Here is a 25,791-nt window from a genome sequence, read left to right as displayed (position 1 = left end):
TATGGGAACCAAGCAACTGAAGGAACTAAAGGGGCTTCAGAAAGAGAATGATCGGCTGCGTCGAGCCGTGTCGGACCTGACGCTGGACAAGCTCATTCTTTCGGAAGCTGCACGGGAAAACGACTGAGCCCTTCGCGTCGTCGTGCCTGTATCGAGCATGTTTGTAGCCAGTTCAGGGTATCGGAGCGGCGAGCCTGTCGTGTTCTGGGACAGCACCGGTCCACATAACGTCGTGCCGGTTGGCCGTGCTGACGAGGGGCGTCTAGTGGCTGATATGATCGAACTGGCTCGCCAGTATGGTCGGTATGGCTACCGCCGTATGCCAGCTTTGCTCAGAGACGCCGGATGGCTTGTGAACGACAAGCGTGTCGAACGTCTGTGGCGGCGTGAAGGGCTCAAAGTGCCAATGAAGCAGCCGAAGAAAGGGAGGCTCTGGCTCAACGATGGCTCGTGTGTTCGTTTGCGACCGGAGTACCGCAACCATGTATGGTCGTGTGACCCTCGCCATTGTCGCTCGAGCCAACGGCGCTATCAATGGCTCGATGCATCATCGAACCGATGACGGGAAAGCGTTCCGAACGCTCAATATCTTGGATGAACACAGCCGGGAATGCCCCTCTCTCGGCAGATTTGGCTTTGCCAAATCGCCTGCCGGGCAACGGGTCGATCCGGGTGAAACGGCAGCTGAACTCGACAGAGGTTATCGATGCGCTGACGGACTTGTTTATCTTGCGCGGCGTTCCTGCTTTCAGTCGGTCGGACAACGGCCCGCTCGCTATTGTCGCTCGGACCAATGGCGCACAAGCTGGCTTCATTGCTCAGGCCGTCCGCGATTGGATTGCAGCGGTCGGCGCTAAGACCGCCTACATTGAGCCGGTAACGAGGCTGGACCTGTTGCGTTTTAGTGTCGCCCCAAGTGCTCGTTTAGGCGACTTTCTTCTCGAAAGCGACTGGGCTTCTCCATCCCAATGCTGAGTGGTGCCGGCGTGGATTTTAGAACCCGTTTATGTAGTTGAAGATTGCCATCTCCGCTGCCCGTCGCGTTGGCCAGGACTGCCTCCAGATCAGTTCGGCCTTGATCGTTTTGAAGAACGTCTCGACGGCAGAGTTGTCATAACAATTTCCCTTGCCGCGCATCGATACCCTGAAGCCGTGCTGGCGCAGGAGTTTGAGATAATCATGGGAGCAGTATTGGCTTCCACGATCCGTATGATGGATGCAGCCCTTGGGCGGCTGTCGCAACGCGACCGCCATCTTCAACGCACGGATCGCCAGGTCGCGTTTCATGCGATTGCTCACGGCCCAGCCGATCACCCGCCGCGGAATGCAGGTCAAGGATCACGGCAAGGTAGAGCCATCCTTCTCGGGTCCACACATAGCTTATGTCACCGGCCCACTTCTGGTTCGGCTGATCCGAACGGAAGTCCTGGTTCAACAGGCTCGGCGCGATGTTGAAGGCGTGGTTGCTGTCGGTCGTTACCTTGTATTTCTTCGATCTCTCAACCCGTATTCCATTTTCCCGCATCAAACGCCCCGCCCGACGGTGGCCGACGTTCAGGCCAAGCTCCTTCAGCTCTTCGGTCATTCTGGGACGGCCATAGCTGCCCAAGCTGAGCCGGGATTGCTCCTTGATGTGGGCTAGAACAACCATGTCGGCCCGCTGTCTTTGGCGCGCGAAGAAGGCTGTGGCCTTTTTTAGGATGTCCCTCTCCTCCTTGCGAATACGGTTCTCACGACGAAGCCGTTCATTCTCACGGGCAAGGACAAGGTCCTTGTCCGAAACCACATCCGTATGGCGATGAGCCGTAACCCATTTGTTCAGCGTCGATAAGCCTACACCCAAATCCGATGCAACTTGCTTGCGTGTCAGACCGCTGGTCAGTGCAATCCGCACCGCATCAGCGCGGAATTCGTCCGTCCGTTTCGTTCCCATAGTTCGTCTCCTTTGCTGCAATAAATGCTATCAAAGGAGCGGCATCAAACCGCGACAGGTCCAGTTTCGGTTCCTCACAAACACGAGCCGCTGCCGACCGGAAAGGAATGTTTGGCGCAGATCGATTGTATGCTCGCGTCGGACCCCATTGGGATCAGTATAGGGGATGGTCACATGCTGGAATTCCAGGTCCCACAGGTTCGGCGACACCAAAATTTCTTCCGCCACCGCCAGTTCCGCACCGCTTTCGACAAGGCTTAGTCGTGGCCTCCATTTGTTGGCAGCGGTTTTGTACTGAAACGCCGCCTTATGGGTCCAAATAGCGGTATTTGATAAGTAAGAGCCCTGGCGAGAAGATCGTCAAAGACATTAAGCGTGCGAACGCAAACAGTATTCGGCCGAAGAGAAGATTCGGATCGTTCTGGATGGCCTTCGCGGCGAAGACAGAATTGCTGAGCTGTGCCGCCGCGAGGGTATCTCTCAGGGCATATACTACAAGTGGTCGAAGGACTTCATGGAAGCCGGTCAGCGCCGACTGGCTGGCGATACGGCCCGTGCGGCCACAACCGATGAAGTCAAAATCTGCGCCGCGAGGCCCGTGACCTGAAAGAAGTCGTAGCCGAACAGGCGCTGGAATTGCGCCTGCTCACAAAAAGCATGATCGCGGATGGGGACGACGACGAATGAGGTATCCCGCATCTGAGAAACTAGAGATTATCCGGCTTGTTGAGGGCTCGCATCTTTCGGCTCGCCAAACACTGGCCAAGCTGGGTATCCCGCGCACCACATTCTACCGTTGGTATGGTCGCTATCAGCAGCGTGGCGAAGCTGGGCTGCGGGATCAATCCCCAAAGCCAAAGCATTTCTGGAACTGCATCCCCGACCAGGTGCGGCGCAAGGTCGTGAAGCTGGCGCTGAAAGAGACGGAGCTGTCACCACGCAGAGCAACGGCCCCGGATTGTTCTTTGCAGGTCTGTACGCGCCGACTTCAGAGGGGTTGACCTGCTCCATTCTAACCCGTTCGGCTCTCACGCAAATTGAGCAATTTCACAGCCGTTCGCCGGTCATCGTAACGGAAGGGGTGGGGCGGAGATGGATTGGAGGCGGCGTGAGTGATGATGAGGCGATCTCAAAGTTCGGTACAAGCTGGGACGGCCGAATGAGGTTTCATAGAGTGCGCCGTTTCAAGCGGGACGAAGATCGCCCAAAACTCATCGTCCCTATTGATACATTAATCTAGACCTTTGTGAACTTTGCCACCATTCGGTTTAGAGTCCTCGTTGGCACCACATTCACTCTAGGCGAAGCTATACAGTCGGTGCGAGGAGGTGTTTGTCTCCACAATAGTCGTTCTGGGACCGTTTTGGGCGTTGGAACTGTAACCGTACTATCGCTGCGGTCTGACCGGACAACTCGGACGCTCACCGATCGGCGGGAACACTTCCGAAGTCAAATTAAAACATGCGGCATACTTCTACTTAATAGACCCTCAAAAATGGGGTGGTTACCACGTGCGCTGTCGTAGTGTCGTTCTGAACATCAAAGCTACTATGGATTTTTATCAATTTGTCCACAAGTTTTGACCCAAAAGTTGTACTGTAGAGCAAGGTACCAACACTGTGGATTTCGGGGAGGTTACTAATCATGGCGGATAGCGGTAGCGCTCTGTTTGATCGGTTCAAGCCAATTTGGGAAGCCGTTGATAAACTTGGCTTTGGCGACACAGATATCGATATGCAAGCAATTATGGATGAAACAGGTGAAACAAATTTCGATGTTGGATTTGAAAAGAGCAACTTAACACAACATTGTGACCGTCCCGCGTTCGATCCCGAAGCGCAACTCAAGATGATTTCAGTTGAGCTACCCCCGGAAAACCGGACACTGACGTAAGCTACGATTTGTTGTCTGCTGATCTTCACAACGAAGGAGATCGAAGATGTCGAAACGGAAGCAACATCATCCAGAGTGTAAGGCCAAGGTCGCGCTGGAAGCCTTGAAAGGCGAGGAGACGGTCAGCGAGTTGGCCAGTCGGTTCGGCGTGCGTCCCACGATGATCCACAGTTGGAAACACGCTTTGCTGGATGGCGCGTCCGGCGTGTTCGAGCGCGGTGCTGTGAAGAAACCCGAAGTTGACGAAAGGCAGGTCAAGGAGTTGCATGCCAAGATCGGAGAATGAGCCACGTTGCGTCATTGGTCCGAGCGACAATGGCGAATGCGACAGGACTTCGGCTGTTCAAGAGGTGAGTTCACGACTTAGATCAACCTCTGCATGAATGCGCATGGCCTGGCCATGAGAACCGAGATTGCACTGGGGCAGACGTCTGATTGCGTTGGCTTCGATTTGGTCATGGCAGACAACCTGCCGGAGCCCAAGGTCCTTTTGGGCCGACCTCGGTTACGATTCTGACCATACTCGGGAAAACATGAATAAACGGGGCACCCTGAAACAATTTCTGATGCGCAACACCCGGAAAATGCGGGTCGGTGTGGAGCACACTCTTTACCGGCTGCGCAATATGATTGGGCGCTGTTTCAAAAAGCTCAAAACGCCCGCCGTATCGCTACCCGCTAAAACAAAAAAGCCGAGATTTTATTGGGCTTTATCGACATTGCGTCTAACCGAATATGGTTGCGTCATTTGTCAACATGACCTAGCGGAGTGCCATGACATAGCCTCAAACTCTTCGCGGAACGCGAACCGCTTGAGATGGCTGTCGATGATCTGGCGGGCATGAACCAGACCTTCGTCGTCTTCCGCAGTTACTTCGATTTCGAGAGTGTCGCTGGCTGCACGCAACGTGGCAGGCCCCATTCCCAACCCAACGGTGCCCTGGGTTTCATCAAAGGTGACTTCAACTTTGTGGCCAAAATGTTTGCACAGCTGTTGCAGGTATTTTGATGCGTTTTCAGTTGAAAAATGCCCGGTGTCTGTGAGGGGTGTATGTCGCGTCATTTCATATCCTACTGTTTTTATCAATTAATGCCGCAAGGCAGGATCACACACAAGCCACAAAGCTTGGTAAATCGGCACAGACACTGTGATTGGCCGCACAATGGCACCTGTATTTTAGGTGACAAATCCAAATGAGACCTATAGCTACGGTCTCAGCTTGGATGCAGGCAGATCAGCAAGCGTAACCGTCTATCAGGTGCGCTCGGCCACCAACCCACATCTCATCGCACGTCTTTCCCAGCTTTGAGAGGGTATTCATGTTTCGATTTTTCGAACGTCTGGTGGATCCGTTTGATCCCGCAGCCTATTCCCCACCGGCCCCAACCTTGCGGGCTTATCTTAAACAGCAATTGCAGCCATATCGGCGTTTGTTGCCATTGATGGTGATCACCGGCGTGTTGACCGCATTGATGGAAAGCGGGCTGATCTTTTATTCCGGGCGAGTGCTGGATCTGATGAACAGCACTGGCGCGGCGGAGTTCTGGCAGGCGCATCAGTTTGAAATGGTGCTGGCTTTGCTCTGCGTTCTGGTGGTGCGCCCCGGTCTGGTGGGGCTGAACCATTTGCTGCTTGAACAAAGCCTGTCGTCCAACTTGCAAGAGCAGGTGCGTTGGCAGGGGCATAAACATCTGCTGCGCCAGTCCGTTGGGTTTTTCCAAAACGATTTTGCAGGCCGGTTGAGCAATCGCGTTATGCAGATGGGCCCGGCAGTACAGGACAGTGTGCATATGATGTTCGAAGCGCTGCTGTTTGCCATCACCTATATGATAGGCGCTGTCGTGGTACTGACACAGATCGACTGGCGGCTGGCGCTGCCGTTGGTGCTGTGGGTGGGGCTTTATGTGGCATATGTCCGTTACATTGCGCTGCGGGTTGCAGCAACAGCGGAAACCTGGTCAGCGGCGCGATCCGACACCACAGGGCGGATCGTGGATGCCTATGGCAATATCGAAACTGTAAAGCTGTTTGCGCAGGACGATCGGGAAGAACGCTATGCGCTAGCGTCACTGCGTCGCCTGCGTTTGCGGTACAGCCGTTTCATGCGAATGATGACGCAGCTTGCTTTTGGCAGCATTGCAATTAATGGCGTGTTGATCCTGATTGTGGTGGCACCGGCCATTTGGCTTTGGACCCATGGCGTAGTTTCAGTTGGGGAGGTTGCAGCGGCCTCTGCACTGACCATCCGATTAAACGGGATGAGCGGCTGGATCTTGTGGGTGACCATTCGCCTTTTTGAACATTTGGGCGTGATCCGCGAGGGGCTGTGGTCCATTGCTCCAGAGCATCTGGTTACCGATGCGCCAGATGCCAAGGTGTTGGAAGTGGTAGATGCGGCGATCACCTTTGCAGGGGTCACCCATAGGTTTGGCAGTGAAGGCGGTGGGCTGAATGGTGTTGATCTGACAATCAAATCCGGCGAGCGTGTGGGTATTGTAGGACCGTCTGGAGCGGGTAAATCCACCCTGATCAAGCTGTTGTTGCGCTATCAGGACCCACAAAACGGGCAGATCCTGATTGATGATCAGCGGGTGGATCAGGTGACACAAGACAGCCTGCGCGCTCAGATTGGCGTGGTGACACAAGACACGGCACTGCTGCATCGCTCAGTCCGGGGGAATATATCGTTTGGGCGACCGGATGCGGACGACTCCGAGATGATTATTGCTGCCAAACGCGCCAAGGCGCATGAGTTCATTTCTGGGCTGGAGGATCATCAGGGGCGCACGGGGTATGATGCACGTGTTGGAGAGCGCGGCGTGACGCTTTCAGGTGGGCAACGGCAACGGATTGCCATTGCGCGTGTGGTGCTGAAGGATGCACCCATTTTGGTACTGGACGAGGCAACATCGGCATTGGACAGCGCAGTGGAAGCCGAAATTCAAAGCACGCTGTTGGATGTCATGGACGGCAAAACTGTGATCGCCATTGCGCATCGGCTGTCAACAATTGCGCAGATGGACCGTATTTTGGTAATGGATAAAGGCCGGATTGTGGAAGACGGCAGCCATGTGGCGCTGTTGGCACAAAAGGGACTATATGCAGATCTTTGGCTGCGACAGGTGAGCAACCGGGAGGCTTTGGTGTCAAAAGCAAGCCTGTCCGGCCTGTGTCAACCGTCGGTTCCAGTGGTGTGAAACGACAAAGGCGCGCCGAATGCGGCGCGCCTTTTGAAACGTCTGCGTAAGGCGATGGTCAGCTGGCGACGGATTGGGTCTGCCGCTCCGTCATTGCGCGGATCTGTTTCAGATCATTGCGCACTATTGGGAAGACACTGTTGCCGAACCACTCCAGCGATGCTTCGCTGCTACTGTCCTGCGCAATCAGCTCAAGCAGCGCGCGGTAGTCATAAGCGCCGTCAAATAATGAAACCATGCCACCGCGATCGCCTGCTGCGCTATAGACATTGCCGGGGGCAAAGACATGCAATTGGTTGCGGTCTGAGATATTTTTCAAGTGGTAGTGGGCAATATGCGGATTCAGAACCGAATGGGCTGTTATCGGATCATCACCGCCTTCCCAGACATGAATGGCGTCAAAGTTCACTGCCAGTGCCGAGTGGTTGGTATCCGCGATCAGATCGCAGGTCGACGCCAGCGTATCCGCCAAGGTGCCGGGGTGGGTTTCGATGAGCAGTTTCAGCCCGTGATCTTCTGCGATGCTGCAGGCGTCATGCAGGGCGCGAGTGATGTCTTTGCGTACCGCAATGGTGGCCTGCGCGCTGGACAGCATGCCAGCAAATGTGCGCATTTTCCCAGCCCCCCAGGTTTGCGCCTGTTTGCACAGATCTAACGTGTGCTGACGCAACATTGTTGCATCATGCAGGGGTAGATAGTCACTGATCATCGGGATCGACAGGCCCTGCGCCGCCATCCATTGGGCGTTGTGAATGGCCAATGGCGACTGATTGCGTGCGTGAACCCCCCACAATTCGATGCCCTGAAATCCATTGTCACGGGCCCAAAAGGCGATGTCTTTCAGATCAATCAACTGATGGCGAAAGGAAATGGTGCAAAGAGACAGCTTCATGCGGGTTCCTCCTGCAGGTCTGGTGTGAGTGCCTTCGCTCGCCAGAGATCAAACTGCGCTTTGAGACTGTGTTTGATTTCAAATTCAAGGACATCCAGCGCATGGAGTGCGGTGAAAAGCTCAGCAATGGGCGCGCGGTCTTTGGTGTGAGACAGCCGTGCCGCAAGGTAGTGAATTTTGCGGAAACTTTCACACAACTCCTCGACCCGGTCGCATTGGGCATCGAAGTGTTCAAACGGGGTGTCGAGCTGTTTCCAGAAGAAGGCAAAGGCGTGTTCATAGGCGTATTTGCGCAGGGATAACACTGGCAGTTCACGCAGGGCCTGCTGTAGGTTGGCCAGACGGGCGGAATGTGCGGCGTCACAATGGTACTCAACAATCCCGCGCAGCGCTGTGGTGAGCGGATTATCGGCACCTTTGAAGCTTTCAGTGAAATACTCTGCCAGTACGGCGGGGTCTGGGGGGCTGACCTGCGTGGCATCGAGAATATAACCGCCCGCCACGGTTGGCTGCGCCATTGCGTTCAAAATGGCGGTGCGGGGGAGTTGGCCCCGCCAGCGGTAGTCGGGATCATTCAACAGCCAGATATCCGGGTCGTCGGTAGGTTCGATCAGCACAAAATGCGGGAAAGGGTTCTGATTGAACTTATTCTCGCGCTCTGGGAGGTGATACATATCGAGGATCACCATCAGTTCCTGCGCGGGCGTTTTGGCAGCTACCAGCGTTTCGAAATGGGTTAGATTTTCAGCTTTGCTGCGGGTGTGATCGTACCATTGTGTGATGGGCAGCCCGTAAAGATGCGTGGCCCATTCAAAGTAGGTGTCATGTGACAGGTCTTCACTGTGATAGGCAAAGCGCTGGTCACCAGTGATGGCAAAGCTGCTGTCCCAGGTGCCAAAGTAAAATGGGCGAAAGTCCACCCCTTTGGTGCGGCGGATGGCGGCGCACAGGCAGCTGACCAAACAATGCACCGTGATGTCACTGGGCGCAGGGGCGGTGGCATCTGACGTGGAGGGAGTATCGACGCCCATCATAAGATTGATCAGGTCGGAGACGGTGTGAAAATTATCCTTGCTGAATTCACGTTCAGGCACTTCGATGCCGTGATCTGTTTCCAGATGCAGCAGAAGGTTGATCATGAGGACCGAGTCCATATGCAGGTCATCATTCAGCACAGCGGTGGGGCCAAAGTTATGCATATGCTCGTTTTTAAGAGGGCCGGTTAGCGTGGCCTCTATCGCGGTCAGAATTGTATCGAATGTCATGCGGGCACCAGATCATCAGAGGGTGCATATTGGGCCGCAACGGCGCGACGGCTTATTTTGCCATTGGCCTCGCGCGGCAGCGCACTGAGGTGTTTGATAAAGGCAGGTTGTTGAAAGCTTGCCAAATTGGCCTGGCAGGTTTTGCGCACTTCGTCTTCGGTGACGCTGTGGCCGGCATAGACCAAGCCTGCGCGGGATCCCGACAGCACATCATCGATCCGAAAAGCAACAGCATCCAGAACGCCAGGAACTGCCATGACGGCTTTTTCGATGTCTTGGGGATAGACGCTCATTCCGGCGACGTTGATCATGTCATCGGCGCGTGCAGCAAACACCAGCATGCCGGTTTCATCAAATGATCCCAAATCCCCTGTGTCTATGGTGCGGTCATCTTTGGAGACCATTACCGCGGCTGGGGCTTCTGGAGGACCGGCGGTTACGTTTAGATGTGGCAGTGGGTGTCCCACTGCGTAGGGGTTGCGCAGGTCTTGGTTGATCGCGATGCAGCCTGCCTCTGAACAGCCGTATTGCTGGAAGAAGTGCGTTGTGCGGCCGCGGATCAGATCAAACCAAGCATCTGGCAGAACCGTGCCTGAGGTGACAGCCGCGTTCAGAACCTGGCCTCTCGGCAACAGCCGTGCCAGTGTGTGCAGCATGGCCGGTGACGTATAAAGTACCGGGTTTTGCGTTTCGCGCAGGCGGCGCAGGATGTATTTTGGGTTCACCCCATCAATGACAATCGGCGTGTGGCCGCGGTGTTGCGCCACAAATACGCCGGGGATCAGGCCATAGGAATGGGTGATCGGACAGGCGATCACCGGTGTCATCTGGGCGCTTTTGGTGAAGAAATCCGCGTAGTGGGCCACTTCGGTGGCGATATCATCCCAGCGGCGGGTGATGACCTTGGCAGCGCCTGTGGTGCCGGATGACATTTGCACCAGCACACCTGGTTGCGCGGCGGTCGGTTGGGCGATGTCCACCTGTTTCAGACCTTCAGCCAGCAGCATGTCGCACCCAGCCGTTTGGGCCATCATCCGCGCGGTTTCGGCTGGGATGTCCGGATGGATCGGGAACACACCTGCACCTTTGTCGCGCAGGTATAGCAGCGTCGACAGGATGGTGCCGGTGTTGTTCATATGGATCGCATAGCGATGCGCGGCGCAGTTGTTTAGGGTCCGGTCCAGGCGCGAATGCAGCGCCTTTGGATCAACGGGTGTATCGTTCAACACAAACACATCAGTGCTCCTTTGTTGTTGAAAGGCTGTTTGTGATCAGGTGGCGGTACAAGTCGCGGCCGGGATCGAGTTTTCGGGTGATCAGGCTTTCGGCGTGGATCTGTCGTTTGAACGGATCAAACAGGGCCTGTCGGTCTGTCAGGTTGTGTTCTTGCGCATAACGGTGCAGGCGCTTTTGGACGCGGTCCCAGAACTGCGTTTCGCTAAAGCCAAAGCGCTGGTGAAGAAGGTCTGAGACATCCGCCAGATTGAAGACAAACAGCGTGTCCATCACCAGTTCGCGCAGACCATCCACGCTGGAAAGTTTATGAAATTTATCCAGTGGCGCGCTGTCAAAAACCGGGTTGATCGCGCCAAGATCGGGGCAAAGGTCTGGTCGGGATAATAATTCGGGCACATATTCCACTCCGTCGTGAAAATCGCGGGCGATGAGACCAATGGGCCAGCCTTTGTCATGCTGCAGGATCAAATTTTGACCATGCGCCTCGAGCCCGATCCCATGCGCGACCATCAGGTGCCAGACAGGCAAAACGACAACTTCAATAAGCTGGGTAACCCAGCGGTCCACACCGTGGTTTTCCAACCAAGGCGCAATGAAGGGATCGCCATCTTCTTCGGTAAGGGCGAGCGCATTGAAGGGCAGCATTTGATCGGCGGGGAGACCCAGTTGATGCGGGCTTTGCCGCCAGATAGCTGCGAGATGGCCTGCCAGTTCCGTGTCGCGACCCACAATGATGCCTGCGTATTCCGGCAAGATTGCGATAGGATAGTGGGTTTCAAACAAAGGATCGCTGGCCACCACCTGTGCCACCCAGTTGGAAATCATAGGCGCGATTTCAACGGTTTCTGGGATTAGCGTGCGCAGAGAGGATGTATTGCGCATCGCCATTGCTGTTTTGACATGGGCGCGGGTGGGAGTGGTTGCATTCATCAGCGTGCGCACCGATTGCGTGGCACGGTAGGCTTCCCCAAAGGGACCAAGAACAATCGCCTGTCCCTTGGCAAGCCATGTCTGCAACAGGGGGTGGGATTGCAGTGTTTGCCACTGCCAGGGGTGAACCGGCAGTAGGCTGAACCGATCTAGATCTAGGCCAAGTGTTTCAATTTTGGTCGAAAGCTGCTGCCAGCCTGCGGTGGAAAGTTCGTCTGGCCAAAACTCGGTGCTGCGTAGGCTTTCATGGACCAGATCACGGTTGAACAGCACAGCGATCAGGTGAAATTCATGACCAAATTCTGGGCCATAGGCAAGGTGATCCGCCTTAGAGAAGCCGCTGCGGGCTTTGAAGCAGGGGTGGTAAGGGTGACCTTCGTGCAGCGCGGTTTCCATCGCGTCCAAGGGCAAACCGGTGCGGCGGTGCGCCGATGTGAGGGCCAGCGCATTGATGTCACTTAGCCAGATGGTTTGCACCAAGTCCTGTTTTAAGCTCAGCTTTGCATCTGACGGCCTATCTAGCGCATCAAGGACGTGATCCATATTTGCGCTTTGCCATTGGCTCTGGCTTTGACAAACAATACTGCCTTGCGCGATCCGGTAGCGTCCAAAGGCGGCCAACCGTCCCGTGGCGCGGAACTGGACCGTGCCAAAACACCAGCTGAGCCGAGCGTCGCGTTCCACCGCAAGGGACGAGGCCCAACCTTCACACAAAAGAGCCTCGCAGAGTTGGCGCAGCACGCGGTGCTGGGCGACGGTTGTCATTTGGTCATGCAAAGACATCTGCCACCTCCTGTGTAGGGGTGGCGGCTGGCACAAACAGCGGGTTGGGTATATCCAGAAACAAGCCTTCTTGGGCGTCTGTTTTGAGCTCATCCATATCGTGTAAACGAGTCAGCAGGTTTGCTTTGGTTGCCAGATAGGGGCTGAATAGCAGATAGATGATGAAGCCTTTTGCGGCTTTTGTGAATTGTGGTGACAGGTTGGTCAGATGGGCACGTAACAGGGTTAGGGCGTGGTCTTCGGTCAGAATGCCATCCTGGCCCATACGGCGGACCACGGCAAAAATCTGGTTTACAAACAGATAGTAGGCGAATCGCTTGTGGATGTGTTCTTCGTCAAAGACCAAGGCAGGTTGCTGCGCGAGACCTGGTTCAAGTCCTTGCAAACGAGGCAGTGCGTTTCGGGTGATAAAATATCCCTGATTGTCGCGAAAATAGGCCTTTTTCGGCAACCCGCTGGACAGATCCAGCAAGGCGTTTTGCTGGTGGGCCTCTAGCGCGATGCCGTGTTGATCATAAAGCACCAAAAGCGGGTCCAGCATGCACTGAAGGTAAGTTTTAAACCATCGTTTGGCCGCATCGTGCAGATCTGTGCCCAGTGTATGACTGAGCCGGTGTAATTCGGCGCTAAGCAGGCTGGGTGCTCTGGGCGGAGGGTCTGCGGTCAACGTGGCAAGATTGAAAATGCCTATGTCTTGCCCCTGGGTGAATGGGTTTTTGCGGAAGATCGTTTCAAAGCCGCTTTCCGTTTGGCCGGGGATCGCAACCGTTGCATAAGCGGGATCATCAATGATGTGGAAGCGAGGCTGCTGCGTCGCAAAATCCAGTTTTCGCAACAGACGCGCCATTAGCACACCAACTTGTAGCTCATTGCGCAGGGTAACGCGCAGTGAATTGGTTAGCCGGACAGGAATGGAGAATTTCACCATCCAAGGGCAGTCTGGCGCATAAAGAGTGCGCACCGATGAGGTCGCGTAGAATGAGCGCCCCAATAGACCAAGATCGCGAAGGTTGCCGGAGTTGAGCAGATCTTGAATCTTTGGATCTTTGCGCAGCACGTCTGCCTGCAAAGGATGAACCGGGATCAAGCGTTCGTTGGGCAAGAGGGCTGGCATGTCGGTGTGACCCAAAAGGGAGGTCACGATGTGGTGTGGCGGCACTTCGGCGCTGTCACTGATTACCAGATCGTCGCTCACCGCAAAATAGCTCAGACGAAACGCGCCCTTTTGCTCAGGGGCGTAGAGCTGTTTGTGCAGGAATGTCATACCATCGCGACTTTTGGGGGTGGGGTGTAGCCAGTGGCCAAAGGTCAGGCCCTGTTCAACCTGCAAAAAGGTTTCCATTGGTTGGTTAGAGGAGCGGTAAGCCAGCAGAGTTTCGATTTCAGCGTTGCTGTTGAAGATGCAGCGCAGAAACTCTGGCAATTTATCTTCGGCGGATGCGTCAATGCGGGCGGCGCATTCCTGCGCAATCAGGCAGATGATCTGCACTGGGGCGGCTGGGTGGCGCTGGTTCAAAGGGTGGTAAACAAGATCGGCGCTGCCAAAGGTATGTGGACCAGTTTGCGACCGATACTGCACATCCAAAAATAGGCACGCGCCACAGTGTGTGAGATCAATCGCCAACCGCTCTCGTCCCTGATCCTGACAAAACTGTGCCGGATCAATTTCACGCAGATAGCCATTGATCAGGGCCTGCATGGACGTGCGCACTGCGCAGCGTTGCCTGTCTGATGTGCGCTGAAACGTCATGACGCGCGCCCCAGATGGGTGCGAGGATTCAAGGGATGGGGTGTGACGGTCATGTCGCGTGGTGCTCCCGCAGGAAGATCACAGCACAGAACATCACCTATAACGGGATGGTCTGCGGTGAAGTTGGTTTTTGGGGGAACTGGCAGGCGAAATGGCGTGCTGGCAGGAGAGGATAGGCCCGAGCGCGATGGCGTTTGGGCGTCCTTTGAAGTTTCTTTTAGTTGAGTAATTCAGTCAAGAAAAGATGAAAATATTGGAAGTGCGAAATTAAGACAATAAACGCCTATAGGATGAAAAAGGGCGGCGCTGGAGACCAACACCGCCAAGGTATGAAATCTAAAGTCGGGGACAATACGGCCGAAGCCGTATTGAAAGTACTAAAATTTAACCGTTGCAACCAATGAGATCGTCCGGCCTGGTTCTTTCAGCGTATTAAAAGTTTCGTAATCGCCACCGTACGTTGCGCGATCCGCGAACTGACGGTCAAACAGGTTGTCGATGCCGGCACGAATGGTCACGTTGTCTGCCGCAGGTGGAGTGTATTCAGCGAAGATGTTTACCACTTCATAGCCTGCAAGTTCCGACACGGGGTCAGATTCGCTTGCGTTGTGATTGTAGCTGAGCGCCGCATCAATATTGCCGCCAATCACAAGGTTGTATTGTGGCAGCTCTTGCTGCACCTCCAGCGCTAGAACTGTGCCCAACGGTGCGCCATAGTCCAACACATAGAAGCTAGAGGCTTTGGCGCCGTTGATGTAGTTTTCCGATTTGCTGGCGGTAAAGCGTGCGAAGCCGCTGTCCCAACCATATGTGGCCGCAAGGTTAAAGCCACGGGCTTCGAAATCATTGTGGCTTGCAGTGTAGGCCGCCGCGCCTCCGTCGTAGGATGAGAAGCGTGCATCATTGATCTGGGTTCGGAAATACTCCCCGCCCAGAGTCCAATTGTTGCGCTGCCAGTCCAGACCCACAACCAGGTTTTTCCCGCGTGACGCATCGGTGAGACCTGAATAGTCCCATGCATCACCCAGTAGATAGTTGTCTTCCAGAATGATACCGCCAAAGACGCTCGAATAGGCCGCGCGTCCGGTCAGCTCATCCGTGAAATCATAGGTAAGTGACAGATTTCCACTCAACCCATTGTGGCTTTGCTCTCCACCGTTGCGATCTGTGAAATCTTGCCAGTCCATACGGGCACCCGCCGAAATTTTGAATCGTTCGGTGGGCTCAAACCGCGCTTGGGCAAAAAGGCCAAGGTTTTGGCTTTCTTCGAAGGGGCGATCGGTAATCCAGTTGCCGGAATAGCGGTTGTTTTTGTCTTGGTAATCGACCCCGGCGGTGATTGTATTTTCTCCACCTAGATTAAAGGTGTTCTTCAAAGTCGTGGAAAACGTGCTGGATTTTGCATCGTCGCCAAAGGGAACAGGTGTTTTCAAACTGGTTGACGAGTAGCCAAAGACAACAGACGGATCCCAGAGGCCGGTGGCCTGTGTGTTTTCATAGCGCAACGAAACAATTCGGCGACGGGTGTCATAGACGCGCAGATCGGGGAACGGGCCACGGGCGGGTCGATAGCCAAAGTTGGCGCGCGCGTTGCGCAATCCGCCGTCGTTCAGTTCTTGCGCCGACAGTTCAACCCGATGTCCTTCGTCCGATTCATAGGCCAGTTTTAACAGATGCGAGGTCAGATCTGCCTCGGTTCCGGTGACTTCTTCACCATTGCCATCGTCGTAGTTTTCACCGTTTGCGCGTCGGGTGTAAGCCAGAATTTCAAAGCCGTTGCTGCGTCCGGCCAATGTCAAAGCGGCCTGAGCGGTTTTGCCGTTGTCTGAATAGCCGAGGCGGAATTTCCCGCCGAAATTGTCACCCTCTTCGAGGATGTCTTCGGCATCAACGGTTTCCATGATCACGCCACCCGCAAGGGCACCGGGACCGGAATCCGCGGCAGCTACACCGGAATCCACCCGAACGGATTTCATCAGGCTGGGATCAAAGACGTTTGCGCTGGCGTGGTGGAACACGCGGTTGTTCTGGGATACGCCATCCACCGTGATGGCGAGGTTCAACATATCCACGCCATTCACAAAGATCTTCTGTGCCACAGGGACTGCACCCCCAACTGACACAGAAGCGATGCCTGCAAACAGGTCCTTCAGATCACCAAAGCTAGCGCGCTCAATCTCCGCGTCGGCCACGTAGACAGCGGTTGCGCGGTCAGCTGCGCCATATTCAGCGTCACGCTTTTCAACGATAATTGGATCAAGGGAATAGATGGTGTCTTCGTCTGCCAGTGCGGACTGTGCAAAGGAAAGTGTCAGAGCGGTGCCACAAAGCAGCCCTGGCAATAGGGATCGGGTCATTTGAGCCATGTTGAGCCTTTAGTCTAAAAGGGAGGGGGGCATGGCTTGGAATGGTCCTGGCTCGCCTTGTGAAAGGCGGGTTTGTCTTAGGCGTGCGCAAATTTACAATCAAGAGTAATTTACTCGGAAATTAATAAAAGCGTAATATTAGAGTATTTTGCCCTCCGTTGTGGGCGCAATGTTTTGCAATCTTAAAGCGTTTGGTCCCGCAAGGTTGGGAGGGCGGCTGCCATGAGGGCATAGGTGAGTTGCGCAGCGGTGAAGTTTGACACGCGGCTGCCGATTTCAGGCGCAAGTTCAACAACATCTATGCCAACCAACTTGCGGTCGATGAGAGATGCGCGCACAAGGTTGAGAGCTTGATAATAGCCCAATCCGCCTGGCACCGGTGTGCCTGTTGCTGGCAGGATCGCAGGGTCCAGCCCATCCAAATCAAAGCTAACATAGATATCGTTTGGGAACTCTTCAGGCAATTGAACCGTATGAATATCGTCGCGGACCAGCTCTTCGGCGTCGATGTGAAAAACACTGTGGGCGACGCGGCGGTCCACTTCTTCGCGGCACAGCGCCCGCACGCCAAATTGTGCCAGGGCGACGTCTTCTTCTTCGACTAACAGCTGCATTACAGAGGCATGGGAGTGACGTTCCTCCTGATAGGCTTTGCGCAGGTCCGCATGGGCGTCGATTTGGATAATGCCGATGGGGCGGCCAGTGGCGCGGGCCACACCGCGCACCGCGCCATAGGTTAGTGCATGTTCGCCGCCAAGAACCACTGGAATTGCCCCAGCTGCGACTGCGGCGCAGGTACGTTTGGCAATGTCTTCCATCACGGTGGGGAGCGAGGCAAAACATTCAACTGCGGGTTCGGTCGTGATGCCACATGCGCAAGGCTCTGTGTCGCGACACAGACGTTCCAATTCGGTGCTGGCCTCTAAAATTGCGTCCGGTCCTGCGCTGGTGCCACCGCCATATGATACCGTGCGTTCCAGCGGCACCGGGATCACGCGAAAGCGCGAGGTTGTAGGATTGCGTTCCTCTTGCGATAGCTCGCCCTGCAGAAAATAAGTCATGACAGACGCTCCAGAAAATCAAGGTAATGCGGGGTGCGTAACAATGTCAGCGCATCTGTTTGTGAATTCCAAAGCGCGATTGCGGGCAAGGGCACGCCGTTGAACGTGTTGGTCTTGACCATCGAGTAGTGGGACTGATCAAGAAAGGCGAAGCGATCGCCAACTTGCGGTGGGTTGGCAAAGCCGTAATCGCCAATCACATCGCCAGCCAAACAAGACGGGCCGCCGATGCGGTAGATCTGGGCATTGGGAATTTCGTTTAGAAGATCAGGGCGGTACGGGGCCTCAATTACGTCGGGCATATGGCAGGTGGCGGACACATCGCTGATCACAAGCGGCATGGCATTGTGCGTGACGTCCAACACTTCTCCCACCAGAATGCCGGAATGCAGCACGCAGGCCTCGCCGGGTTCCAGATAAACCTCAACATTGTGGCGGGCTCGTAGGTTACGGACCAACGCGACAAGGCCCGCGCGGTCATAGTCGGGTTGGGGGATGTGGTGACCACCGCCCAGATTGATCCACTTCAGACGCGGCAGGAGATTGATGATTTTCGGCTCTAATGCGGTCCAGGTGCGGGCCAGAGGCGCAAAGCCCTGTTCACAAAGCGTGTGCAGATGCAGCCCTTCGACCCCCTCCCAATCAGAGGCATACAGCTGCGAAATCGGTGTGCCAAGACGCGAACAGGGCGCGGTGGGATCGTATTTCTCAGTCCAGCCTTCTGAGTGCTCGGGGTTGATGCGCAGGCCGATACTGACCTGGTCGCCTATGCTGCGTGCCTTGGCAATGAGCGGCGCAAAGCGATGGTGCTGGGCCGGGGAGTTGAAGATCAGATGATCGGAGTAACGCAGAATGTCCGGCAGATCATCGGGTTTGAACCCAGCGCAATAGGTGGTGACCTCGCCGTTGAATTTCTCGGCGCCCAAGCGTGCCTCATACAGGCCAGACGCGCAGGTGCCGGTAAGGTAGCGATCCACCAAGGAGGCCAAAGCAAACATCGAAAATGCCTTGAGCGCCAGAAGGATGCGCGCACCGGATTGGTTGGCGACGTCGTTTAATATGCGCAGATTACGTTCAACCGCGACCTCGTCCACCACAAAACACGGGGAGGGTACGCGGGTAAGGTCGAAGCGGGCGAAGCTTTGGGTGGAGAGCGCTTTGATGTCCATGTGGGTCTTTCGCAGCAGAAGGAAAAGATGCTGAGCGTTCGCCCCCCTCAGGCGTGGAATGCGCCCGCCTGAGGGGGCGCGCGTGCCTGCCGCTGGCGCTACAGGCGTCTGGTTTAGAAATCAGGATGTGCGTCGAGTTCAACCAGTTGCCACGGCAGGCCATCGCTGTTCAGCATCTCCATGAATGCATCTGGATCCAGCTGTTCGGTGTTCCAGACACCAGGGTCACGCCATACTCCCTGCATTACAAGTGCAGCCCCAATCATGGCCGGAACGCCGGTGGTATAGGCCACGGCTTGACTGCCGACCTCGGCGTAGCAGGATTCGTGGTCGCAGATGTTGTAGATGTAATAGGTCTTTTCAACGCCATCAGGCGTTGGCCCGGTGATGATATCACCGATGCAGGTCTTGCCTTTGGTCAGCTCGCCGAGGTCCGAAGGGTCGGGCAGCAGAGTTTTCAGAAACTGTAGCGGGATGATGTCTTGCCCATTGTGGTTCACGGGATCAATCCCGGTCATACCCACGTTTTGCAACACGGTGACATGATTGATGTAGGCGTCACCAAAGGTCATCCAAAAGCGCGCGCGCTCAATTTCGGGGAAGTGGGTAGAGAGGCTCTCCAGTTCTTCGTGATACATCAAATACATGTTCTTCCTGCCCACTTCGGGGAAGTCGAATTGGTGTTTCTGCGTCATGGCGGGGCTTTCGATCCAAGCGCCGTTTTCCCAATGCCGCGCTGGTGCGGTCACTTCGCGAATGTTGATTTCCGGGTTGAAATTAGTGGCAAAGGCTTTGCCGTTGTCACCACCGTTGCAATCCAGCACATCAATTAGGCGGATACCTGTCAGTTTGTGTTTGCGCACCCAGGTCGCCATGATTGAGGTCACGCCCGGATCAAACCCTGAGCCCAAAATTGCCGTTAACCCCGCCTGTTTGAACCGCTCCTGATAGGTCCACTGCCATTTGTATTCAAACTTGGCTTCATTCTCCGGCTCATAATTTGCGGTGTCCAAATAGTGGATGCCAGCCTCAAGACAAGCGTCCATCAGCACCAGATCCTGATAGGGTAGGGCCAGATTTACCAGCAGTTCAGCGCCGGTTTCGCGGATCAGGGCGACGGTGTCCGCCACGTTCATCGCATCCAACTGCGCGGTGCGGATAGCCACACCCGTGCGGGTTTTGACCGCTGACGCGATGGCGTCACATTTGGACAGCGTGCGACTGGCCAATGTGATGTCTTTGAAAATTTCGGGATGCATTGCCATCTTGGTGACAGCAACCGCGCCGACGCCACCAGCGCCGACAACCAGAACCTTTTCCATGGTCTTTTCCTTTGTGTGGGTCAGGCTTGCCGTGGGGCTGGCTGTTCAAAATAGGTCGACCCGTTTAGGGCCTTTTTATAGGCGGAAATCATCAGGCGTCGGGTTTCGGCTTCCACTAAGCCCGCCACAACCGCGCGTTCGATTTTCTGGCGTACCGCGTCCAGACAATCGCGCGGATCGTATTCGACGTATGACAGCACCTCAGCGATGCTGTCGGCCTCGGTTTCGTTGACGATCGAAAAACCACCTGCACCGTCCAGCGATATTGTGATGACATTTGCATCCCCAAACAGATTGTGCAGATCACCGAGTGTTTCCTGATATGCACCGACAAAAAACGCGCCGACGTAATAAGGCTGATCGTCGACCAGATCGTGCACAGGCAGGGCGCTGGCGATGTCTTCGCCCAGGATGAAACGGTCAATTTTTCCGTCGCTGTCACAGGTGATGTCATTTATGATGGCGTGGCGAGTTGGCGCTTCGTTCAAGCGTTGCAGGGGCAGAATGGGGTGCAGTTGATCAATCGCCCAGACGTCCGGCAGGGACTGGAACAGAGAAAAGTTACCGTGGTAGTGATCGATGAAAAACGCGGCATTTTCTTCGGTGTCGCGGAGTTTCAGGCGGGCGGACAGATACAGGAAGATCTGTTCCCCTCGCGACAGTTGATCGAGATTGAGCTGCCCGCGTCGAAACAGGGCCCGCATTTCGTCGCGGTAATAGACCGCATCGTTCAGCGCTTCTTGGTGGCGGGCTCCATCAATGTAATGCTCTACTGCCATCAGATCAGCCAACAGATGGTGGTCTTCGGGGTAAAGATCGGGTTTTTCGCCCGCGTCATAAAGTGTGGCACCCAATACATTGAACACAAAAATTGAAGACTGGGCTACCACAAACCGGCCGCTTTCGGTGACGATGGTAGGATGTGGGATCTCGGCTTCATCCAGAGCATAGCGCAGGGTTTCAACGATGTTATAGCAGTATTCGTCGACCGAATAGTTGACCGAATTGTCATCTGCGCGGCGTGCCCCAGTGTAATCCACGCCCAGTCCGCCGCCCAAGTCGATATGAGTCAGCGGAGCGCCAAGGTTTGTCAGTTCGGTATAAAACCGGCAGGCCTCGGTTGTGGCGCGGCGCACGTCTATGATATCGGGCACCTGACTGCCCAAATGACTGTGCTGCAGTACAAGGCAATCCAGAAAATCGCTGTTTTTCATGCGGGTGATCAGCGCCATCAGTTCAAACGCGCTAAGCCCAAAGGTAGAGCGATCGCCTGAGGATTCTTGCCATTTCCCGGTCACGCGTTCTGTCAATTTCACTCGAACCCCAAGTAATGGGCGTCTGTTCAGATCGGCGCTGACTCGTTGGATAATGTCAAATTCATCCAAGCTTTCGATGACAATCACCGTGTTGTGGCCCAAATGGCGGGACAGGATCGCGAGGCGGATGAAATCTTCGTCTTTGAAGCCATTGCAGATCAGCAGTGCATCAGAGGGCAGGTCCTGCGCCAATGCGATCAGTAGTTCCGGTTTTGATCCGGCTTCCAGCCCATAGTTAAACCTGCGGCCACTTCGGACCAGCTGTTTGATCACTTCGGCCTGCTGATTGACCTTGATCGGGAACACACCGCGATAGACGCCCTGGTACCGGGTGGCAGTGCAGGCCTCAGCAAAGGCGGTGTTAAGTTGTGCCAATGCGCGATCCAGAAACGCATCAACCCGTAACAGAACCGGGGCCACAATGCCGCGATCCGATAGGTCTGCCATGATCTTGGGCAAAGGTGTGGGCTGACCGTCTGGGAAAGTGGGATCACCCAGACAGACCGCCCCTGTGGCATCCACGGTGACGAGGTCATCACCCCAGTTATGCAACCCATAGGTTTCGCCAAAAATCTTGTCCGTTGGCTGATCTGCCTCGGATATGGAGTGGTCTTGCGATGGGAGCAAAGCGCAAAATCCCTGTGCCAAAAGTCTCTGGCTAGGGGGGCTGTCTGATGGGTTCATCAGGCACCGACCGCGCGTTAGACATTGGTCTAGCCTTGAGATGGGGCAAAGACAAGATGGAAATCACAGGTTTTTCTGCTGTGTCCGTACCATGTGTCGTTAGCGGTGATATCGGGCGAAAACCTGCCCCTCGACGGTGCTGATCTGGATCGGAGTTTCATATAGATCGGTCAGAGATTGGGCTGTTGCAACCTGCGCTGCGGGACCTGTAAACACCACTTTGCCATCGCACATTGCAACGACGTGATCCGCCCAAGACAATGTATAGTTGAGATCGTGCAACACGATCACAACGCTTTTTCCAGCGTGTTCGACCATGCGGCGAAGCTGAGCCATCAGAGTGCGCGCATGTTTCAGATCCAGATTATTCAACGGTTCGTCCAGCAGCAGCCAGCAGGTGTCTTGGGCATAAGCCATGGCAATAAACGCACGCTGGCGTTGACCGCCTGAGAGTTCATCCAGAAACCTGTGCCGCAGGGCAATGAGATCAAATTCCTCTATCGCCTGCTCTATGATTGTTTGGTCAGTTGGTGTTGTGCGCCCTTGAGAGTGTGGCCAGCGGCCAAACCCGACCAGATCTGCAACCCGGATGCGGCTTCCAACGGCGAGATGCTGGGCGACCACCGCCATTTGTCGCGCCAGGTCCCGTGGCGCGATCTGGGTGATGTCGCTGCCGTCTAAGGTGACGGTGCCGTGTGCTACCTCGATCTGACGGCCAATTGCATTCAATAAGGTAGATTTCCCCGCGCCATTGGGGCCGATTAACGCGGTGATCTGCCCTTGAGGCAGTTCGAGATTAATGTCCTGGAGGATGGGCGTATCGGTAATAGTATGGCTGAGAGATTTGATTTGGATCATTTGATTTTACCTTTTGCCAACAGGATAAGGAACAGAAGGCCACCGCAAAACTCGATGACAACAGCAAGGCTGGATTCTAAGTGTAAGACTCGTTCAAACAGCGTTTGCCCTGCAATGAGGACAAGACAAGCTATCAACCCGGCACCCGGTAGCAGCAGGGCGTGATGATGGCTTTGCATCAGGCTGTGGGTCAGTGCAGTGACCAACAGCCCGAGAAATGCTAGCGGGCCGACAAGTGCTGTTGAAACGGAAACTAACACAGCGATGGCAGCCAGAAGCTGCAGTTGCAGCTGATCAAAGGGCAGACCAAGGGCGCGGGCTGGATCGCGCCCCAGTGCCATCACATCCAGAACGCGGTGACTGCGCCAAAGCCAAACAAACAAGAGGGTCAAGAGCAGACTGGCGATCAGCAAGGCTTGAGCGTCGATGCCGCCAAATTGGGCAAACATATCGGCCTGTACCATGGCAAATTCTGATGGATCCAACAGCCGTTGCAGAAATCCGGCAAGGGTGCGGAACAACAGGCCAATGATCACGCCAACAAGGATCAGCAACTGGATGTCTTGACGGGTTCGGCGCAACACCAAGACAAAGACAACAAGGGTGGCGGCGATCATTACGGCAGTGTCGGCCAGAAAGCCTGCAGCAGCAGATACTGGCGGCAGGGACAACCCAACGCTGACAAAAACGACGACAGTTTTCATCAGCAAGAACAGCGCGTCAAAGCCCATAATGGAGGGGGTGAGGACGCGATTGTTACTGAGCGTCTGAAACAAAACAGTTGCGATGCCCACTGACAGGCCTACGCAGATTAACCCGCCCAGCTTCACCGCGCGTAGTTTTAACACGTAGGAAGACTGCCACGCGTTGCCCCACAGCAGAAACACAGCCGCTGCGGTCAGAACCGCAAAGGTGAGAAAAAATACACGTCTGTCAGCCATTGGGTCTGCGTCCCAGCAATAGGGACAGGAACAGCACTGCGCCCAATACACCAAAAATCGTACCTGCCGGGATTTCATATGGTGCGCGCAGCACGCGTCCCAACAGATCACAGGCCAGAACCAGCCCGGCTCCAAGGCCTGCAACCACAGGCAGGCTTTGACGCAGGTTGTCTCCCATCATACGGGCCACAACATTGGGCACCACCAATCCAACAAAGGGCAGTGTACCCACTGTCACGATGACAAGGGCGGCGACCATGGACACAGTGGCCACGCCAAGCGCTACAACCTGACCATAGCGCAGACCAAGGCTGAGGCTAAGACCACGCCCCAAGCCCACCAGAGTGAACTGATCTGCGGCAATATAGGCCACCAGTGACACAGCACCAGCGAGCCAAAGCAATTCGTACCTGCCTGCAATAACACCGGAAAATTCGCCAGCGAGCCAGATGCCGATGTATTGGATCAGGTCGGTCTGATAGGCTAAAAAGGTAGCCAGTGCGTATAAAACACCAGCGTATATCAAGCCGACCAGTGGCAACAATAGGGGCTGTTGGGGCGGCAAATGGCGTGCAAGGCGCATAAACCCAAAGGTTCCGACAAGGGCGGCCAGGGCTGCGACCAGCATTTTGGCAAAGATCGGCAAGCTGGGGGCCAATAAAGTCACCGCCAACAGGCCTAACATTGCAGATTCATTGGTGCCCGTGGTGCCCGGTTCGACAAAGCGATTGCGCACCAGTAGCTGCATGATCACGCCTGAAACCGCCATACTGGCACCCGTTAACAGGGCTGCCAAGGTACGCGGCAAGCGGCTGACCAACAAAAGCTGAAATGCCTCTGGATCAGTGAAAGCTGTGCGCAGCGACAGGTCTTGTACGCCTACAAAAAGACTGGTGCCTGCCAGGCCAAACAGGCCGACAAGCGTTGCGCAATATGCCCAGCCAACACCAGTTCTGGTCTTAGCCCAAAATCCTGCGCTAGGCACCGGATGCGAACCCTGCGATGATTTCATCCAGTGTGTGCGACATGGATTGAATGCCACCGCCTGCGATGTAGATATTTGCCGCGTTCAGATAGATGATCTGATCTTTCTGCCAAGCGGTGGTCTGCGCCACCAATGCATTGTCTAGCGTTACCTTGGCGGATTGGTTTTCAAGCCCAATGGCGGCAGCGCGATCAACTACGATCAGCCAATCTGGGTTGGCATTGGAAATGAATTCAAACGACACGGCTTCACCATGAGTTTGTGCATCAACACCCTCTACCGTTTCTGGTAGATCCAATGCGGCATGGAGCCAGCCAAAGCGCGAGCCTTTACCATAGACGGAAACCTTTGGCCCGTTGGTCAGTACAATCAGTGCCGAACCTTTGCCCGAGATCGCACTTTTGGCTTTAGCCAGCTTGGCCAAAAAAGCCTGTTCTAGACTGACGGCGGCCTCGGGCTTGCTCAAGATTTTGCCATAGCTATGAAGGCGTTGCAGGGCAGTGGCAACGTGATCTTCGCCCCAGATTGTCATATCAAGTGTAGGAGCGATGTCGGTCAGTGCATCAAACTGTTTGGACGAGCGACCACCCGCTACAATCAGATCGGCCTGCATCCGTGCCATGGCTTCGAAATCCGGCTCAAACAGGGTGCCCACGGGATCCGCTGCGGAGCCGACAGAATCCAGATAATTCACGTAGAGTTTTGAGGGAACACCTATTAGTGGCGCATTCAGAGCATGCAACGTGTCGACAGCGGCGATGTCCAAAGCGATGATTTTGGACGGTGTGTTCGCTACCTCAGCAATGCCGCGATAGGTTGGAACAGACACCGGGTCAGCGCTGGCGCCCCCAGCGGCCCCCATCACCAGAGCGGTCAAAAAAATACGAAAGTTTAGAATAGCCATCAGCCTCACCATGATTAAAAGCAAGAGCTGGCGCAGGGCTGGCTGTGTTACAGTATCTGTTTCCTAGTCGCATTGGACCGGGGCGTCTAGAGTGTGCCAAACATGATTTCGAATGCTGCGCGGCAGTACAGCGGTATGTCCAGGGGCAGCAAGGTTTTTTTGCTTGTCGTATTGCGCCGACGCTTTTGCGCTGTATTTGATAGGCTTAGCGCTATTGGTAATAGATGTATTTACCAATGTCGGCCCTTTCATCATTTCGAAAGTGTCACGCTTCTAAGAGGCGATAGATTATCGGCCAGTTTAGT

At 55.0% G+C, this 25,791-nt stretch carries 19 protein-coding genes and 4 pseudogenes; 7 read left to right on the top strand and 16 right to left on the bottom strand.

The features are described 5' to 3' along the window. Positions 1-876, top strand: a pseudogene (locus BLP79_RS10490) (IS3 family transposase); the annotation flags it as partial. 48 nt (positions 877-924) lie between these two features. Here BLP79_RS10490 and BLP79_RS10485 read toward each other — a convergent pair. Continuing rightward, positions 925-1,933: pseudogene (locus BLP79_RS10485) on the bottom strand (IS3 family transposase). A 329-nt stretch (positions 1,934-2,262) separates the two neighbouring features. Here BLP79_RS10485 and BLP79_RS19965 point away from each other — a divergent pair. The 5 genes and pseudogenes from BLP79_RS19965 to BLP79_RS19960 form a co-directional block, all read left to right on the top strand. Then, positions 2,263-2,874: pseudogene (locus BLP79_RS19965) on the top strand (transposase); the annotation flags it as partial. 17 nt (positions 2,875-2,891) lie between these two features. Beyond that, positions 2,892-3,173, top strand: a complete 282-nt coding sequence (locus tag BLP79_RS20270; RefSeq protein WP_090218736.1) for an SOS response-associated peptidase family protein — start codon at positions 2,892-2,894, stop codon at positions 3,171-3,173. 404 nt (positions 3,174-3,577) lie between these two features. Continuing rightward, the gene (locus BLP79_RS10465; RefSeq protein ID WP_090218734.1) at positions 3,578-3,826 is read left to right on the top strand and encodes a hypothetical protein; all 249 of its coding nucleotides are present in this window, start codon (positions 3,578-3,580) and stop codon (positions 3,824-3,826) included. Between the two features lie 46 nt (positions 3,827-3,872). Then, positions 3,873-4,112, top strand: a complete 240-nt coding sequence (locus tag BLP79_RS10460) for a transposase (protein WP_090218732.1) — start codon at positions 3,873-3,875, stop codon at positions 4,110-4,112. Positions 4,113-4,151: 39 nt separating this feature from the next. Beyond that, positions 4,152-4,586: pseudogene (locus BLP79_RS19960) on the top strand (transposase); the annotation flags it as partial. On the opposite strand, the gene BLP79_RS10455 reads toward BLP79_RS19960, so the two are convergent. After that, the gene (locus BLP79_RS10455) at positions 4,578-4,889 is read right to left on the bottom strand and encodes a DUF2218 domain-containing protein (RefSeq protein ID WP_090218730.1); all 312 of its coding nucleotides are present in this window, start codon (positions 4,887-4,889) and stop codon (positions 4,578-4,580) included. The pseudogene BLP79_RS19960 and the gene BLP79_RS10455 overlap by 9 nt on opposite strands. A gap of 257 nt (positions 4,890-5,146) precedes the next feature. Here BLP79_RS10455 and BLP79_RS10450 point away from each other — a divergent pair, with 257 nt between their 5' ends. Beyond that, positions 5,147-7,024 carry an ABC transporter ATP-binding protein gene (locus tag BLP79_RS10450; RefSeq protein WP_090218729.1) on the top strand — a complete coding sequence of 626 codons (1,878 nt, stop codon included), beginning with the start codon at positions 5,147-5,149 and terminating at the stop codon, positions 7,022-7,024. A gap of 58 nt (positions 7,025-7,082) precedes the next feature. Here BLP79_RS10450 and BLP79_RS10445 read toward each other — a convergent pair whose 3' ends face one another. The 14 genes from BLP79_RS10445 to BLP79_RS10380 form a co-directional block, all read right to left on the bottom strand. Then, complete coding sequence (locus BLP79_RS10445) at positions 7,083-7,916, bottom strand: sugar phosphate isomerase/epimerase family protein (RefSeq protein ID WP_090218727.1); 834 nt, start codon at positions 7,914-7,916, stop codon at positions 7,083-7,085. After that, positions 7,913-9,181: a DUF6005 family protein gene (locus BLP79_RS10440; RefSeq protein WP_090218725.1), complete on the bottom strand. Its 1,269-nt coding sequence runs from the start codon at positions 9,179-9,181 to the stop codon at positions 7,913-7,915. The genes BLP79_RS10445 and BLP79_RS10440 overlap by 4 nt, the downstream gene beginning before the upstream one ends. Next, positions 9,178-10,416: an AMP-binding protein gene (locus BLP79_RS10435; protein ID WP_090218724.1), complete on the bottom strand. Its 1,239-nt coding sequence runs from the start codon at positions 10,414-10,416 to the stop codon at positions 9,178-9,180. The genes BLP79_RS10440 and BLP79_RS10435 overlap by 4 nt, the downstream gene beginning before the upstream one ends. Before the next feature lies 1 nt (position 10,417). Beyond that, positions 10,418-12,130, bottom strand: a complete 1,713-nt coding sequence (locus BLP79_RS10430) for an IucA/IucC family protein (protein WP_090218722.1) — start codon at positions 12,128-12,130, stop codon at positions 10,418-10,420. Beyond that, entirely contained in the window at positions 12,117-13,880 is a 1,764-nt protein-coding gene (locus BLP79_RS10425) for an IucA/IucC family protein (protein WP_090218721.1), read from the bottom strand. Before BLP79_RS10425 ends, BLP79_RS10430 begins: the two co-directional genes overlap by 14 nt. Positions 13,881-14,257: 377 nt before the next feature. After that, a complete protein-coding gene (locus BLP79_RS10420) occupies positions 14,258-16,246 on the bottom strand; it encodes a TonB-dependent receptor plug domain-containing protein (RefSeq protein ID WP_090218719.1) in 1,989 nt (662 codons plus the stop codon). Positions 16,247-16,428: 182 nt separating this feature from the next. Further along, entirely contained in the window at positions 16,429-17,307 is an 879-nt protein-coding gene (gene speB, locus BLP79_RS10415; RefSeq protein WP_090218717.1) for an agmatinase, read from the bottom strand. Further along, entirely contained in the window at positions 17,304-18,476 is a 1,173-nt protein-coding gene (locus tag BLP79_RS10410) for a carboxynorspermidine decarboxylase (RefSeq protein ID WP_090218716.1), read from the bottom strand. Before BLP79_RS10410 ends, speB begins: the two co-directional genes overlap by 4 nt. A gap of 113 nt (positions 18,477-18,589) precedes the next feature. Next, entirely contained in the window at positions 18,590-19,798 is a 1,209-nt protein-coding gene (locus BLP79_RS10405) for a saccharopine dehydrogenase family protein (RefSeq protein WP_090218714.1), read from the bottom strand. A gap of 20 nt (positions 19,799-19,818) precedes the next feature. Beyond that, positions 19,819-21,741, bottom strand: a complete 1,923-nt coding sequence (speA, locus tag BLP79_RS10400) for a biosynthetic arginine decarboxylase (RefSeq protein WP_232716157.1) — start codon at positions 21,739-21,741, stop codon at positions 19,819-19,821. Positions 21,742-21,897: 156 nt separating this feature from the next. Beyond that, positions 21,898-22,656, bottom strand: a complete 759-nt coding sequence (locus BLP79_RS10395) for an iron ABC transporter ATP-binding protein (protein ID WP_090218711.1) — start codon at positions 22,654-22,656, stop codon at positions 21,898-21,900. After that, positions 22,653-23,597 carry an iron chelate uptake ABC transporter family permease subunit gene (locus tag BLP79_RS10390; RefSeq protein WP_090218709.1) on the bottom strand — a complete coding sequence of 315 codons (945 nt, stop codon included), beginning with the start codon at positions 23,595-23,597 and terminating at the stop codon, positions 22,653-22,655. The genes BLP79_RS10395 and BLP79_RS10390 overlap by 4 nt, the downstream gene beginning before the upstream one ends. Beyond that, a complete protein-coding gene (locus BLP79_RS10385) occupies positions 23,590-24,582 on the bottom strand; it encodes an ABC transporter permease (RefSeq protein WP_408607912.1) in 993 nt (330 codons plus the stop codon). Before BLP79_RS10385 ends, BLP79_RS10390 begins: the two co-directional genes overlap by 8 nt. After that, a complete protein-coding gene (locus BLP79_RS10380) occupies positions 24,575-25,486 on the bottom strand; it encodes a siderophore ABC transporter substrate-binding protein (protein ID WP_170830483.1) in 912 nt (303 codons plus the stop codon). The genes BLP79_RS10385 and BLP79_RS10380 overlap by 8 nt, the downstream gene beginning before the upstream one ends. Between the last annotated feature and the right edge of the window lie 305 nt (positions 25,487-25,791).

This window comes from Epibacterium ulvae, from assembly GCF_900102795.1.
GTDB classification, from domain to species: domain Bacteria; phylum Pseudomonadota; class Alphaproteobacteria; order Rhodobacterales; family Rhodobacteraceae; genus Epibacterium; species Epibacterium ulvae.
This window is presented reverse-complemented; position numbering and strand designations above follow the sequence as displayed.